The sequence below is a fragment of the Dichelobacter nodosus genome, from assembly GCF_001263335.1.
GTDB lineage: Bacteria > Pseudomonadota > Gammaproteobacteria > Cardiobacteriales > Cardiobacteriaceae > Dichelobacter > Dichelobacter nodosus.
Genome location: NZ_LGVW01000018.1, coordinates 1 through 13,286, shown reverse-complemented (window position 1 = coordinate 13,286; position 13,286 = coordinate 1). Strand labels below are relative to the sequence as shown.

Annotated in this window: 14 protein-coding genes; 12 read left to right on the top strand and 2 right to left on the bottom strand. The window is 44.6% G+C overall.

Annotation, left to right across the window (positions count from 1 at the left end; genetic code table 11):
• Positions 1–3 precede the first annotated feature (3 nt).
• From hemH to AKG33_RS03740, 8 genes are all read left to right on the top strand, one after another.
• The gene (gene hemH, locus AKG33_RS03775) at positions 4–1,041 is read left to right on the top strand and encodes a ferrochelatase (protein WP_012031544.1); all 1,038 of its coding nucleotides are present in this window, start codon (positions 4–6) and stop codon (positions 1,039–1,041) included.
• Between the two features lie 95 nt (positions 1,042–1,136).
• The gene (folE2, locus tag AKG33_RS03770; RefSeq protein WP_012031543.1) at positions 1,137–1,925 is read left to right on the top strand and encodes a GTP cyclohydrolase FolE2; all 789 of its coding nucleotides are present in this window, start codon (positions 1,137–1,139) and stop codon (positions 1,923–1,925) included.
• Between the two features lie 11 nt (positions 1,926–1,936).
• On the top strand, positions 1,937–2,605 hold the full coding sequence (gene trmB, locus AKG33_RS03765) for a tRNA (guanosine(46)-N7)-methyltransferase TrmB (protein WP_050707978.1): 669 nt from the start codon (positions 1,937–1,939) through the stop codon (positions 2,603–2,605).
• A gap of 11 nt (positions 2,606–2,616) precedes the next feature.
• Positions 2,617–3,126: a tetratricopeptide repeat protein gene (locus AKG33_RS03760; RefSeq protein ID WP_012031541.1), complete on the top strand. Its 510-nt coding sequence runs from the start codon at positions 2,617–2,619 to the stop codon at positions 3,124–3,126.
• A 66-nt stretch (positions 3,127–3,192) separates the two neighbouring features.
• Positions 3,193–4,563 carry a tRNA (N6-isopentenyl adenosine(37)-C2)-methylthiotransferase MiaB gene (miaB, locus tag AKG33_RS03755; protein ID WP_012031540.1) on the top strand — a complete coding sequence of 457 codons (1,371 nt, stop codon included), beginning with the start codon at positions 3,193–3,195 and terminating at the stop codon, positions 4,561–4,563.
• An 84-nt stretch (positions 4,564–4,647) separates the two neighbouring features.
• Positions 4,648–5,640: a PhoH family protein gene (locus AKG33_RS03750; RefSeq protein WP_012031539.1), complete on the top strand. Its 993-nt coding sequence runs from the start codon at positions 4,648–4,650 to the stop codon at positions 5,638–5,640.
• Entirely contained in the window at positions 5,621–6,088 is a 468-nt protein-coding gene (ybeY, locus tag AKG33_RS03745; protein WP_012031538.1) for an rRNA maturation RNase YbeY, read from the top strand. Before AKG33_RS03750 ends, ybeY begins: the two co-directional genes overlap by 20 nt.
• Positions 6,089–6,325: 237 nt before the next feature.
• Positions 6,326–7,780, top strand: coding sequence for a transferrin-binding protein-like solute binding protein (locus tag AKG33_RS03740; RefSeq protein ID WP_050707977.1), 1,455 nt, complete (start codon positions 6,326–6,328; stop codon positions 7,778–7,780).
• Between the two features lie 46 nt (positions 7,781–7,826).
• Here AKG33_RS03740 and AKG33_RS03735 read toward each other — a convergent pair whose 3' ends face one another.
• A complete protein-coding gene (locus tag AKG33_RS03735; RefSeq protein WP_050707976.1) occupies positions 7,827–8,123 on the bottom strand; it encodes a YhbY family RNA-binding protein in 297 nt (98 codons plus the stop codon).
• A gap of 48 nt (positions 8,124–8,171) precedes the next feature.
• On the opposite strand from AKG33_RS03735, the gene rlmE reads away from it, so the two are divergent.
• Genes rlmE through gnd form a run of 4 tightly spaced genes read left to right on the top strand, consistent with a single transcriptional unit; the run spans position 8,172 to position 13,049 of the window.
• Positions 8,172–8,804, top strand: coding sequence for a 23S rRNA (uridine(2552)-2'-O)-methyltransferase RlmE (gene rlmE, locus AKG33_RS03730; RefSeq protein WP_012031534.1), 633 nt, complete (start codon positions 8,172–8,174; stop codon positions 8,802–8,804).
• A 32-nt stretch (positions 8,805–8,836) separates the two neighbouring features.
• On the top strand, positions 8,837–10,759 hold the full coding sequence (gene ftsH / locus AKG33_RS03725; protein WP_012031533.1) for an ATP-dependent zinc metalloprotease FtsH: 1,923 nt from the start codon (positions 8,837–8,839) through the stop codon (positions 10,757–10,759).
• Positions 10,759–11,610, top strand: a complete 852-nt coding sequence (gene folP, locus AKG33_RS03720) for a dihydropteroate synthase (protein WP_012031532.1) — start codon at positions 10,759–10,761, stop codon at positions 11,608–11,610. Before ftsH ends, folP begins: the two co-directional genes overlap by 1 nt.
• Positions 11,607–13,049, top strand: a complete 1,443-nt coding sequence (gnd, locus tag AKG33_RS03715) for a decarboxylating NADP(+)-dependent phosphogluconate dehydrogenase (RefSeq protein WP_012031531.1) — start codon at positions 11,607–11,609, stop codon at positions 13,047–13,049. Before folP ends, gnd begins: the two co-directional genes overlap by 4 nt.
• Here gnd and AKG33_RS07505 read toward each other — a convergent pair.
• Positions 13,037–13,286: hypothetical protein (locus AKG33_RS07505; RefSeq protein ID WP_235503158.1), on the bottom strand; the 250-nt coding region annotated here is incomplete at its 5' end. The genes gnd and AKG33_RS07505 overlap by 13 nt on opposite strands.

The following is a 13,286-nucleotide window of genomic DNA, read 5'->3' as shown; positions in this document are numbered from 1 at the left end:
TCCATGCAAAAATTTGTAGATACCGCCGCGCGCGGTGGTGTTTTGCTTGTTAATTTAGGTTCGCCGAAATCGTCAAACACCATTGCCGTTTGGCAGTATTTAGCACAATTTTTATCCGATAAACGCATTATTGATATACCGCGCTGGCGTTGGTTACCGATTTTATACGGCGCCATTCTTCCTTTGCGCGCAAAACGCGTGGCAAAACGTTATCGCCTCATTTGGACGGAAAACGGTGCGCCGCTCGTAGACATCACGCAACAACAAACTCAAGCGTTAAAAATATTATTAGCGAAAACAGGTCACCAAAACATCGTGGTGGATTACGCGATGCGTTACGGCGTGCCCTCGATATCTTCGGCATTGCAACGTTTGCAGGCGCAAAATGTGCGGCAATTATTAGTCATTCCCATGTATCCGCAATATGCGGAAGCCACAACGGCAAGCGTTTTTGATGCTGTTGCGGCGGCGTTAGAAAAAACGCGCGCGTTGCCGGAAATACGTTTCGTTCATCATTGGCATGATCACAAAAATTATCTCGATGCTTTGGCGGCGGCTTTTCAGCATTATTTATCAAAAAATGGTGCGCCGCAGTTATTGCTCCTTTCTTTTCATGGCGTTCCAAAATCCGTTATTACGGAAGGCGATCCGTATTATGATTTTTGCTTGGAAACCGCGGATCTGTTTGCCAAACGCGTACATTTTCCTAAAGAACATATTAAAGTTATCTTTCAATCGCGTTTTGGACGAAAACCATGGCTTGAACCTTATGCCGATGAAATTATTGCCGATTTACCCAAACGCGGCATTACGAAAATTGCGGTTATGTGCCCTGGATTTAGTGCCGATTGTTTGGAAACTTTAGATGAAATTGCGCTGCGGTATCGCGCGTTATTTTTACAATCCGGCGGCAAACAATACGACTATATTCCCGCGCTCAACACCCATTCCAGTCACATCGCTTTATTGCACCAATTAATTCAGGAACACACCGCGGGTTGGTCAACCTTTGCGCCGCAAATCAAAAAAGAAATGCCATAAAGCGCGCACAAAACCGCGGCGGTTTACGGGGCGGCGGTTGCATGATTGATAACATCAATCAATAATAGCCCTCCATTTTTTTTGGATAAATGATTATGACAGAGACAGCTATTCCCGACGTTCAAAGTTCGCCCGATAAACGTCATATTGCGATCAACCGCGTTGGCATTCGCGATTTACGCCTTCCTTTATTCATTGAAAATGCGGCAGGTGAGGCGATGCCGACCGTTGCCCGCGCCGCGTTAATGGTTGCTTTGCCGCATACGCAAAAAGGAACGCATATGTCGCGTTTTATTCGTTTACTGGATTTAAAAACGCCGATCAGCGTTTCTGCTTTGCCAACGTTACATCAAAAAATGCTCGATACTTTGCACGCTGAAGAAGGCACGATTTCCTTATCTTTTCCCTTCTTCATAGAAAAAAGCGCACCGGTGAGCGGCGAAAAAGCGTTGCTTGATTATGAAGTGGTTTTAGCGGTTGACGGAAACCGTAAACACGTGGAAGTCAGCGTTGAAGTCACGGTGCCGGTGACGAGTTTATGTCCGTGTTCTAAAGAAATTTCTCAATACGGTGCGCATAATCAGCGTTCCCATATCGTGATTTACGCACAATATAATCCCAATCAACCGTTTAGCATCGAAGATTTGATTCATATCGCGGAAGAAGGCGCATCATGTCCGATTTGGTCGCTACTCAAACGCCCTGATGAAAAATACATCACGGAACGCGCTTATGAACACCCGAAATTTGTTGAAGATATCGTTCGTGATATTGCCATGGTTTTAAACGATGATCCGCGCATATCGTTTTACCGTATTTCTTCGGAAAATTTTGAATCAATCCACAATCATTCAGCATTTGCGCTGATTGAGCATCAAAAATAGGAATTTCATCAATGACGATTCGCAGTTTTGTTCTTCGGCAAGGACGCATTACTTCTGGACAAGAAAAAGCTTTTGCCCAACATTGGGCGCGTTATGGTATTGATTTAAGCGATACCCCAATTTCTGCCGACCAATTATTTTCCTCGCCGCGCCCGTTAATCGTTGAAATCGGTTTTGGCAATGGAGAATCATTGATTGAAATGGCACAAAATGCGCCAGAACTCGGGTTTATCGGCATTGAAGTGCATCGTCCTGGCGTGGGTCATGCTTTATTACAAGCCGTCGCGCGCGAACTCGATAATCTGCGCATCATTCATCACGACGCCGTAGACGTTTTAACGCATCATATCGCTGATAACAGCATCAGCCGCGTGCAAATTTATTTCCCCGATCCGTGGCAAAAAAAGCGCCATCACAAACGGCGCCTCATTCAAAAACCATTTACTGATCTGCTGCATCAAAAACTCATTGCCGGCGGTGAATTGCATTGTGCCACCGATTGGCAAAATTATGCCGAATGGATACACGATCGTTTATTCAACGATCCCTTGTGGAGTAATATGGGCGCAACCGATGGTTATGCGCCGTGTCCGCCGTGGCGTGTGCAAACAAAATTTGAGCGGCGCGGATTGAGTAAAGGTCATCAAGTTTGGGATTTGCGTTATTGCGCCGTGAAATAAGGAAATTAACGATGAATAAACACAATACATTTTTATGGTTATTACTGGCGGCATTTTCTGCCAGTTGGGCGGCAAACGTGCCGCAAGAAATGAAAGCCGCGGCAGAAGCTTATCAGCGCGGTGAAAAAGAATTAGCCGTGCGTCATTTGCAAAACGCTGCCACCGCCGGCGATGCGATAGCGCAATATAATCTTTCCGTTGCTTATAGTAATGGTGATGGCGTTGCCGCCGATATTAAAACCGCTTTGTTATGGTTACAAAAATCCGCTGAAAACGGTTACCAAACCGCGCAATATGATTTAGCTTTGTATTATTTACAACAAAGCAATTTAAAACTGGCAGCGCAATGGATGAAACGCGCAGCAGCAAGCGGCAGCGCGCCGGCGGCGTTTAATTACGGCATGATGCTGATGCGCGGCGATGGCGTTGAAAAAAATATCGCTGAAGGAAAACGTTATTTACAACAAGCGGCAGCACAAAAATTTCCGCCGGCGCTGCAAGTGCTTTCCTCGTTAAAATAAAAAACACAATATAATTCAACGATTCACCGCGTTATAATGCGCGATTTTTTAATGAAGAGGCATTGTATGCAAACTGTGCTTAAACACGTCTACATTGAAACTTACGGCTGCCAAATGAATGAATACGATTCAAGCAAAATGCTGGCAGTTTTGAAAAATTCTCACGGCATAACGCCCGTAGCCACGCCGGAAGAAGCCGATGTTTTGTTATTAAATACGTGTTCGGTGCGCGAAAAAGCACAAGAAAAAGTATTTTCACAATTGGGGCGCTGGAAATCGTTGAAAGAACGAAAACCGCATTTAATCATCGGCGTGGGCGGTTGCGTTGCCTCGCAAGAAGGGGAAATGATTCGGCGGCGCGCGCCGGAAGTTGACGTGGTTTTTGGCCCGCAAACGTTGCATCGTTTACCCAATTTAATTGAAGAAGCGCAGCGCAGCCGCGGCGGCGTGGTTGACGTATCATTTCCGGAAATTGAAAAATTCGATCACTTACCCGAACCACGAGCAGAAGGTCCTACGGCTTATGTTTCCGTGATGGAAGGGTGTTCAAAATATTGTACGTATTGCGTGGTGCCGTATACGCGCGGCGCGGAAATCAGCCGCCCATTTGATGATGTATTAGCGGAATGCGCCACGCTTGCCGCGCAAGGTGTGCGTGAAATTAATTTATTAGGGCAAAATGTGAACGCTTACCGCGGCGCGATGCATGACGGCACGATTGCCGATTTAGCGCTTTTGATTGAATACGTTGCCGCCATTCCTAATATCGGGCGCATTCGTTTTACCACGTCGCACCCGAGTGAATTTTCTGATGCTTTGATTGAAACTTATCGCCGCGTGCCGAAATTAGTCAGCCATTTGCATTTACCGGTGCAAAGCGGTTCCAATCGTATTTTGGCGCTGATGAAACGGGATTATAAAGTCGCGGAATATCAAGAAAAATTAGCAAAAATTCGCGCGATTCGTCCGGATATTAGTTTTTCTTCTGATTTTATTGTTGGATTTCCCGGTGAAGAGGAAGAAGATTTTCAAGCCACGATGGATTTAATTGAAGCGGTCTTTTTTGATACGTCTTATAGTTTTATTTACAGTCAACGTCCGGGCACGCCGGCATCAACGATGCCTGACCGCGTGCCGCTAACTGTGAAAAAAGAACGGCTGGCGCGATTGCAGGCGCGGATTTTAGAAATGGCTGCCTCAATTTCTGAAGCAATGGTGGGCACGGAACAATGGGTTTTAGTGGATCGTTTATCGCGGAAAAGTGAGCGCGAAGTTTCTGGACGCACGGAAAATAATCGTGTGGTGAATTTTTCGGCGCCGGCGTCATTAATTGGACGTTTTGCTAAAGTTCAAATTACTGCGGCTTATAAAAATTCTTTGCGCGGACGGTTAATTGAAGCCGAACTATTGCCGGATCCGGTTGTTTACACGCGTTAAAAATGGTGACGATTTCGTCATCATTTTTATTGCAACTTTACGCCGCTTTGCCATAATGGCTGCGCATTTTGAACAGGAAAATCTATGGAAGATACGCTTTCTTTTCAATTAGAACCTCAAGATCAACGGCGTTTAGCCGAATTGAGCGGGCAACTGAATCAGCATTTTCATTTAATTGAAACGCAGCTGGGCGTCAAAATTCACAATCGCGGACATTTGTTTCAAATTCAAGGTGATGAAGGCAAAATTGAGCAAGCGCGGTTTGTGATTGCTCAGTTATACGAGCAAACCGGCAGCGAAGTTTTAAATCAAGATGATGTTCATTTGGCGCTGCGCGATGCCGGCGCAACGCTTGCCAATGAAGTGCGCGCCAGCGGCGAAGGCAAAGATATCCGCATTGAGACGAAACGCGGCACGATTACCGGTCGCGGTTCTAATCAGCGGCGATATTTAAAACGCATTTTTTCGCATGCGGTTAATTTTGGAATTGGTCCGGCGGGGACGGGAAAAACGTATTTAGCCGTTGCCGCCGCGGTTTCTTATTTAGCGCAAGATAAAGTGCGCAAATTGATTTTGGTGCGTCCGGCGGTGGAAGCGGGCGAACATTTAGGTTTTTTGCCGGGCGATATGAATCAAAAAGTTGATCCGTATTTACGCCCGTTATATGACGCGTTGCACGATATGTTGGGCGCCGATCGCGTGGTGAAACTGATGGAGCGCGGCGTGATTGAAATTGCGCCGTTGGCTTTTATGCGCGGGCGGACGTTAAACGATGCTTTTATTATTTTGGACGAGGCTCAAAATACAACCGTTGAACAGATGAAAATGTTTTTAACGCGGCAGGGTTTTGGTTCTACTTCTGTGATTACTGGTGATGTGACGCAGATTGATTTGCCAGCGGGCGTTACCAGCGGTTTGCGGCATGCCAGCGGTATTTTGCAGGCGGTGGAAGGTATTTCATTTACGCATTTTGAAAGTTCGGACGTGGTGCGGCATCCGCTGGTGCAACGTATTATTGAAGCGTATGAAAAAAAATTAAATCAACATGAGGAGCGCGATGAGCACAATCGTTATTGATTATCAAACAGAAAGTATTCCTGATGACTGGCTTTATCCGGCGGAATGGCGTATTCAGCGGTGGTTAGATTGTGCGCTGACGGTTTTGGCAATTGATGAGGCTTTAGAAGTTACCATTCGTTTGGTGGATAATGACGAAATTACGGAGTTAAACGCCGAATATCGGGGCAAAAATGCGCCGACGAATGTTTTATCTTTTCCTTGTGATTGGGATTTGCCGGAGGAGCCGCGTTTATTGGGCGATATTGTGATTGCCGTGCAAATCGTTAATCAAGAAGCGAAAGCGCAGAAAAAGAAGATGGAGCAGCATTGGGCGCATATGACGATTCACGGTTTGCTGCATCTTTTAGATTATGATCATATCGAGGAAAAAGAGGCGCAAATTATGGAGGATTTAGAGCGCACGATTTTGGCGCAATTAGGTTTCCCCGATCCATATTGCGCTTGAGACGCAGCAGGAAGTAACATAATATTTCCGAGCGCGTTTCATCAGAAAACAGCAGTTTTTTTAAAGGCGGGAAAGATTTTTGGGTTCTTTGGGAACGGCGCGGGTAAGAAATAAAACGCTCAACAGGTTTTTTGAAATGGAAAATATGCGTATGATGAGCGTGCGTCAGGCTACGGCTGCGGCTATAGCGGGCATAGATTTGATGGTTTTAGGTTCAATCATTTAAAAGGAAACACGATGTTTACAGGAAATAAGTTTACAGTTTCAGTGTTATCAGCTTTAACGCTGGCAATTTTGACGGCATGCGGTGGCAGCAGCGAGGAATTCACCCTAGATAGAGATCATAAATGGTCACATGAACCAGATCGCGCAAAAAAAGAAAAAAGAAAACATGCGGAATTACCGGCGGTTAATATCCCTGCGCCGACCAGTTTTTTAGATGACCCTAAAAAGACTGGTAACAGCACTAGTGACAACAATACTGATAAAAAGGTTTCCCCCAAACAAGCGGGCAACGTGGTGACTGTAGTGGATCATGATTATGACCAAGGTTATAAAACTATTAAGTTTAATCAACCCGGTATGATTGATTATTTATGTGTGGGAGGAAGACCAGATGGCGTGTGCGCATCTAAGAAAGCTACAAATGCCGAGAATAATAAGGCAGAAATAGCAAAAAAAGAAAAAGAATTAACAGAGGCAGAAAAACTGGTCAGTGATAAGGAAATGGAACTTACTAGTGATTATAAAAAAAATATCCCTGGTCTGTCAGATGATGAGCTAAAAAAACTCATTGACAATAGTTCAGGTATGAAAGCTCTTAGAGATAAAGTTAAAAACGTTAAAGATAAAATTGAAGAATTAAAAGGAGAGCAAACTAAACTGGAACAAAATGCTAAAAATGAGGTTTTCTTTTTTAAACCAGATGGAGAAAGAGTTGAAAAAAATAACTATAGAAATAGTTACAGCAAAGAAAAAGATATTGAAGATGCTGGTATCGTTCCCGTTGCTGGATTTTACGATAAAAATGGCGATTTAAGAGTGCAAAAGGGCATGGTTGGTAGAGAATTCGATGGCATTATCGTGCTTGAAAATGATAAAAATAAAAAATCTTACTTACGCGATCCAGTAGCGGCGGGTTGGAGTTATAACACTTTTGGTGTTTTCCAAGAAAAACGTGGTAACAGCGATGTGCGCGGTTACCAAAGTATTGGTATTAAAACCCAAACCAGTGCTCTAGAAAGAGAAAATGCTGATAAAGATTCTGAAGCCAATAAAAGGTATATGGAAAAGTATTTACCCTATTATGGACGCGCAACCTATACCGGTATCGGTCATGCTTATCACAATGATGAGCAAGTGACGATGAATGTAAAAGTTGATGCTGATTTCCATGATCGTCATTTAAATTTCGAAACTTCAAATGCCACTGCGCATACTTTTGAAAAAGAAGGTCATTTGACACGTGTTCGTCCTGATTTAGATTTAAAAGGCGCTGCGGATTGGGCAGCTGACGTTGCCGATTTCAGAGGTAAAGTGCATAACGTAGGCGGCAACTTAGAAGGTCAATTGGAAGGCAGTTTCTATGGAGATGGCGCGGCTGAAGTAGGCGGTGTTTATGGTTTACACGGCAAAGATAAAGAAGGTAAACCAGTTAATTATGTTGGCGGATTCGGCGCCAAACGTCCCTAATCTTTCCCAGTAAAGATGAAAAAGCGCGGTAAAAACCGCGCTTTTTTTATGCCCGCGGCAGGGTGATTTTAGGCTGCTGCGGATTATGGCGGTAAATAATGGCGATATGCCCAATTTTTTGTACAAATTCTGCATGTTGCGCGGTAATAATTTCATCGATCATCGTTAATTGATCGTTATTGGTAACAGGCGGTAGTTTGATTTTTATCAATTCATGTGCGTTAAGCGCGGTATTAATTTCGCGTTGCACGGCTTGAGTTGTTCCTTGATTGCCAATCAATATTACGGGGTGTAAATGATGGGCGGTGGATTTTAAAAAACGGATTTGGGTTTTATTTAACATAGCGCTATCCTATGGCATTCATTCGTTATTAGGATAACAAAATCACTTATGGCACGCAGTAAAAGCAGTGGTCGCTGGTTAAAAGAACATCACAGTGATGTTTTTGTGCTCAAAGCGCGGGAAGAAGGGTTTCGTTCGCGGGCGGTTTATAAACTTAAAGAAATTCAAGAAAAAGATCGGATTATTCGTCCTAATATGACCGTGGTGGAATTGGGCGCGGCGCCCGGCGGTTGGTCGCAATATGTTGCTGGAATTTTAAACGGGCGGGGCAGAATGATTGCGCTGGATATTTTGCCGATGGACGCTTTGCCCGATGTGCATTTTATTCAAGGCGATTTTCGAGAAGAAACCGTTTTAAATGCTTTATACGACATCATCGGCGAAGGCAATTATGTTGATTTAGTCATTTCAGATATGGCGCCCAATACCAGCGGTATTAAATCCGTTGATCAAGCAAGAAGCATGCATTTGGTTGAATTGGCGGCTGATTTTGCCCAAGAGCGCTTGGTTGCCGGCGGTGATTTTTTATGCAAAGTTTTTCACGGCGCCGGATTCGATGCATTATTTCAACACTTGAAAACGCAATTTTCGACCGTATTAACACGAAAACCACAAGCGTCACGGGCGCGCAGTCAAGAAACGTATCTTTTAGCCCGCGGTTTTATTCGCTCGGCGGAGTAGTATTCAATTAAGAGAGGTTCCATTTGAACGGTATGCGTAAATCATTAATTATTTGGGGCGGATTAATTCTGCTCTTTTTGGCTTTGGTCGGGCAGGTGAATCAATCAGGTATGAGCGCCCAAAGTCGTCAAGTTTCTTATTCACAATTTCTTAATCGTGTTGATAACGGCGAAGTGAAATCCGTTGATATCAACGTGCAAACAATGACGATTGTTTTTACCGATACTTCCGGCAATAAATATCTCACCCATAATCCGGAAATTAATACCAGCGCTTTGGTGGGACAATTATTGAAAAATAATGTTGAAATTGTCAGCGAACCGGTCGAGCAAGAAAGCGTATTGATGCGGATTTTGATTAATTTATTGCCGGTTATTTTATTGGTTGCTTTGTTTTTATTTGTTTCACGACAGGTGCAAGGCGGCGGTGGACGTGGCGGCGCATTTTCTTTTGGAAAAAGTAAAGCGCGTTTGATTCCGGAAGACAAAATAAAAGTGACTTTTGCCGATGTTGCCGGCGCCGATGAAGCTAAAGAAGACGTGGCAGAAATGGTGGAATTTTTGCGCGCACCAGCAAAATTTAGCCGTTTGGGCGGACAAATTCCGCGCGGCGTATTAATGGTTGGACCTCCAGGAACGGGAAAAACATTATTAGCACGCGCGATCGCCGGCGAGGCAAAAGTGCCATTTTTCACAATTTCGGGTTCGGATTTTGTGGAAATGTTTGTCGGCGTGGGCGCATCACGGGTGCGCGATATGTTTGAACAAGCGAAAAAGCACGCGCCGTGCATTATTTTTATTGATGAAATTGATGCGGTGGGACGGCAACGCGGTGCCGGTTTGGGCGGCGGTCACGATGAACGCGAGCAAACATTAAACCAATTATTGGTGGAAATGGACGGTTTTGAAGGTAATGAAGGCGTGATTGTGATTGCAGCAACCAACCGTCCTGACGTTTTGGATCCGGCGTTATTGCGTCCGGGACGTTTTGATCGTCAAATAGTGGTTGATTTGCCGGATTTAAAAGGACGCGAACAAATTTTAAAAGTACACGTGCGCAAAAAACCGTTAAGCCAAGATGTGGTGATTCGTGATTTAGCGCGCGGAACCCCTGGTTTTTCTGGTGCAGATTTGGCGAATTTAGTAAATGAAGCAGCGTTATTTGCGACGCGGCGCGATCGCGATGAAATCACGATGAAAGACATGGAAGACGCCAAAGATAAAATCATGATGGGCGCTGAACGCCGTTCAATGATGATGAGCGATAAAGAAAAGGAAATGACTGCTTATCACGAAGCCGGACATTGCATTGTGGGGCGGTTGGTGCCGAATCACGATCCGGTTTATAAAGTAACGATTATTCCGCGCGGGCGGGCTTTGGGCGTGACGATGTTTTTGCCCGATCACGATCGTTATTCCTATTCAAAAGAACATTTGGAAAGCCAAATTTCTACGTTGTACGGCGGACGATTAGCAGAAGAATTGATTTATGGTAAAGAACAAGTTTCCACCGGCGCCTCCAATGATATTAAACGTGCGACACAAATCGCGCGCAATATGGTGACGCAGTGGGGTTTGTCGGAAAAATTGGGGCCGCTGCTTTATGCCGAAGATGAAGGCGAGGTTTTTTTGGGACGGTCGGTAACGAAGCATAAAAATGTTTCTGAAGAAACGGCGAAATTAATTGATTTGGAAACACGCGCAATTATCGATAGAAATTATCAGCGGGCACAAAATATTCTGGAAGAAAATCAAGATATTTTGCACGAAATGACCAAAGCTTTGGTGAAATATGAAACCATTGATGAGGCGCAAATTGATGATTTGATGAACCGCCGCCCCGTGCGTGAACCCAAAGATTGGAATCAGCCCGAAAATGGTCATTCCGATCAAGACGGCATGGGCAATATTACGGTGGAATTAAACAATAACGATAAACCAGCGGAGCAATGTTAATGGCACAATTATGGCAATGTGGGCGTTTTTCGCTTGATTTTCAACAAACTAAAATCATGGGTATTTTGAATTGTACGCCGGATTCTTTTTCTGACGGCGGACGCTTTTTTGCTCCCGATGATGCTTTGGCGCATGCCATGCAGATGATTGCTGATGGTGCGGAAATTATTGATGTGGGTGCGGAATCAACGCGCCCCGGTTCGGCGGCAATTGATGTTAAAGAAGAAATTCGCCGTTTAACGCCGGTTGTGACGGAGTTGGTTGCCGATGGGCGTTGCGTGGTATCCGTGGATACTAAAAACGCGGCAACGATGCGGGCAATGTTAGATTTGGGCGTGGATTTAATTAACGATGTGCACGGATTAGAAGATCCTGATGCGGTTGATGCGGTGAAAGAAAGTCGCTGCGGTATTTGCTTGATGCATATGCGTGGTATGCCGGAAAATATGCAGGAAGATACGCGTTATAGCGATGTTGTGGCTGAAGTGGATCGTTATTTGCAAGAAAGGGTTGACGTTTGTCGGGCGGCGGGGATTGCTGATAATCGTTTGATGCTGGATCCAGGTTTTGGTTTTGGGAAAACGCCTGAACAAAATATGCAATTGTTTTTACAAGGCAGAAATTATGCGGCAGCAAAATATCCGGTTTTGCTGGGCGTTTCGCGAAAATCAACAATCGGACATTATTTGGGCGGTCGTCCGGTAAACGATCGGCTGATTGGCAGCGTGACTTTAGCGGCGTGGGCAGCGTGGCATGATGTTGCTGTGGTGCGTGTGCACGATGTTCGGGAGACGCGCGATGCGTTATTAATGGTAGAAGCGTTGAAAAAAATAGAAAAGGATCATAAATGAACGCAGATATTGCTGTAATTGGTTTGGCGGTGATGGGGCAAAATTTAATTTTAAATATGTCCGATCATGGATTTAAGGTGGTCGCTTATAACCGCAGCCGCGATAAAACCGAACGTTTTTTAGCTGATGTTAAAGAAAATCCGAATATTACAGGCGCTTATTCATTAGAAGATTTGGTTAAACAATTAAAACGTCCGCGGAAAGTGATGTTAATGGTGCGTGCGGGCGCCGCTGTTGATGAAACGATCGAGGCGCTGTTGCCTTTATTGACTGCCGGCGATGTGATTATTGATGGCGGTAATTCTAATTATGCTGATACGCAACGGCGCGTAGAAAAATTATCAGCGCAAGGCATATTGTTTATTGGAACCGGTGTTTCCGGCGGTGAAGAGGGCGCACGGCGCGGTCCTTCAATTATGCCCGGTGGCGCAGAAAAGGCTTGGTCAGAAGTACAACCGATTTTACAAGCAATTGCTGCAAAATCTGCTGATGGTACGCCGTGTTGCGATTGGGTGGGCAGCGGTGGTGCGGGTCATTTCGTCAAAATGGTACACAATGGCATTGAATACGCCGATATGCAGCTGATTGCAGAATGCTATGATTTTATGAAGCATTTGTTGGGTTTGACGAATGCGCAAATGGGCGATGTTTTTAAACGCTGGAATCAGTCGCAATTAAAAAGTTATTTAATTGAAATTACGGGCAATATTTTGTTGTACCGCGGTGAAGATGGGTGTGATTTAATTGATGATATTTATGATCGCGCCGGACAAAAGGGAACGGGAAAGTGGACAGGCATCAGCGCGCTGGAAGCAGGCGTTCCTTTAACTTTGATTACTGAAGCGGTTTTTGCAAGAAATTTGTCGGCGTTAAAAGAGGATAGAGTAACCGCGGCTTCAATATATCCGCATCAATATTCAAGATTGGATAACGCGGATTTATGGTTATCTGATTTGGCGCAAGCGCTTTTAGCGGCGAAGGTGGTTTCTTATGCGCAGGGATTTATGTTGATGCAATCAGCTTCGGCGCTAAATCATTGGCAAATTAATTTGGGGCATGTTGCTTTGTTGTGGCGGGAAGGTTGCATTATTCGTAGCGCTTTTTTAGACAAGATTCATGCGGCATTTGCCAAGCAGCCGGATTTGGTCTTTTTAGGATTAGACGACTATTTTAAAGAAATTTTGCATACGGCTTTGCCTGCGTGGCGGAAAGTGGTGGCGATGGCGATTAGTCAAGGATTACCGGTTCCTTGTTTGAGTGCGGGATTGACTTTCTTAGATGGTTACACGCGGGAGTCGTTACCGGCAAATTTATTGCAAGCTCAACGGGATTATTTTGGCGCGCACGGTTATGAACGCGTGAGTAAACGCGGACAAACGTTCCATACGGATTGGACAAAAATGGGCGGCAATGCTGTTTCGGGCAATTATGATGCATAATGCAAAAATAAAAATGTTGAAAAAACAGTATATTGATAAAAAAGAAGGGAAGAAGAGCAAAAAACAGTTGCAAAGGGGGAGATAGAAGCTATAATGCGCACCTCCTGAAACGGAGCGCTACTTAAAGCGGCTTGAAAGAAGAGGTTTTGAGTAGAGAGATCTTTAACAACGAGAATAAGATAGTTTGTGCGGGTGTTTTGTAACGAAAGCACTTGATTGATGAAAATTGAACAAGTG

Bases quoted from the DNA above. Each gene is read 5' to 3' on its own strand.
- hemH (WP_012031544.1), top strand. From the start codon at position 4: ATGCAAAAATTTGTAGATACCGCCGCGCGCGGTGGTGTTTTGCTTGTT.
- folE2 (WP_012031543.1), top strand. From the start codon at position 1,137: ATGACAGAGACAGCTATTCCCGACGTTCAAAGTTCGCCCGATAAACGT.
- trmB (WP_050707978.1), top strand. From the start codon at position 1,937: ATGACGATTCGCAGTTTTGTTCTTCGGCAAGGACGCATTACTTCTGGA.
- AKG33_RS03760 (WP_012031541.1), top strand. From the start codon at position 2,617: ATGAATAAACACAATACATTTTTATGGTTATTACTGGCGGCATTTTCT.
- miaB (WP_012031540.1), top strand. From the start codon at position 3,193: ATGCAAACTGTGCTTAAACACGTCTACATTGAAACTTACGGCTGCCAA.
- AKG33_RS03750 (WP_012031539.1), top strand. From the start codon at position 4,648: ATGGAAGATACGCTTTCTTTTCAATTAGAACCTCAAGATCAACGGCGT.
- ybeY (WP_012031538.1), top strand. From the start codon at position 5,621: ATGAGCACAATCGTTATTGATTATCAAACAGAAAGTATTCCTGATGAC.
- AKG33_RS03740 (WP_050707977.1), top strand. From the start codon at position 6,326: ATGTTTACAGGAAATAAGTTTACAGTTTCAGTGTTATCAGCTTTAACG.
- AKG33_RS03735 (WP_050707976.1), bottom strand. From the start codon at position 8,123: ATGTTAAATAAAACCCAAATCCGTTTTTTAAAATCCACCGCCCATCAT.
- rlmE (WP_012031534.1), top strand. From the start codon at position 8,172: ATGGCACGCAGTAAAAGCAGTGGTCGCTGGTTAAAAGAACATCACAGT.
- ftsH (WP_012031533.1), top strand. From the start codon at position 8,837: ATGCGTAAATCATTAATTATTTGGGGCGGATTAATTCTGCTCTTTTTG.
- folP (WP_012031532.1), top strand. From the start codon at position 10,759: ATGGCACAATTATGGCAATGTGGGCGTTTTTCGCTTGATTTTCAACAA.
- gnd (WP_012031531.1), top strand. From the start codon at position 11,607: ATGAACGCAGATATTGCTGTAATTGGTTTGGCGGTGATGGGGCAAAAT.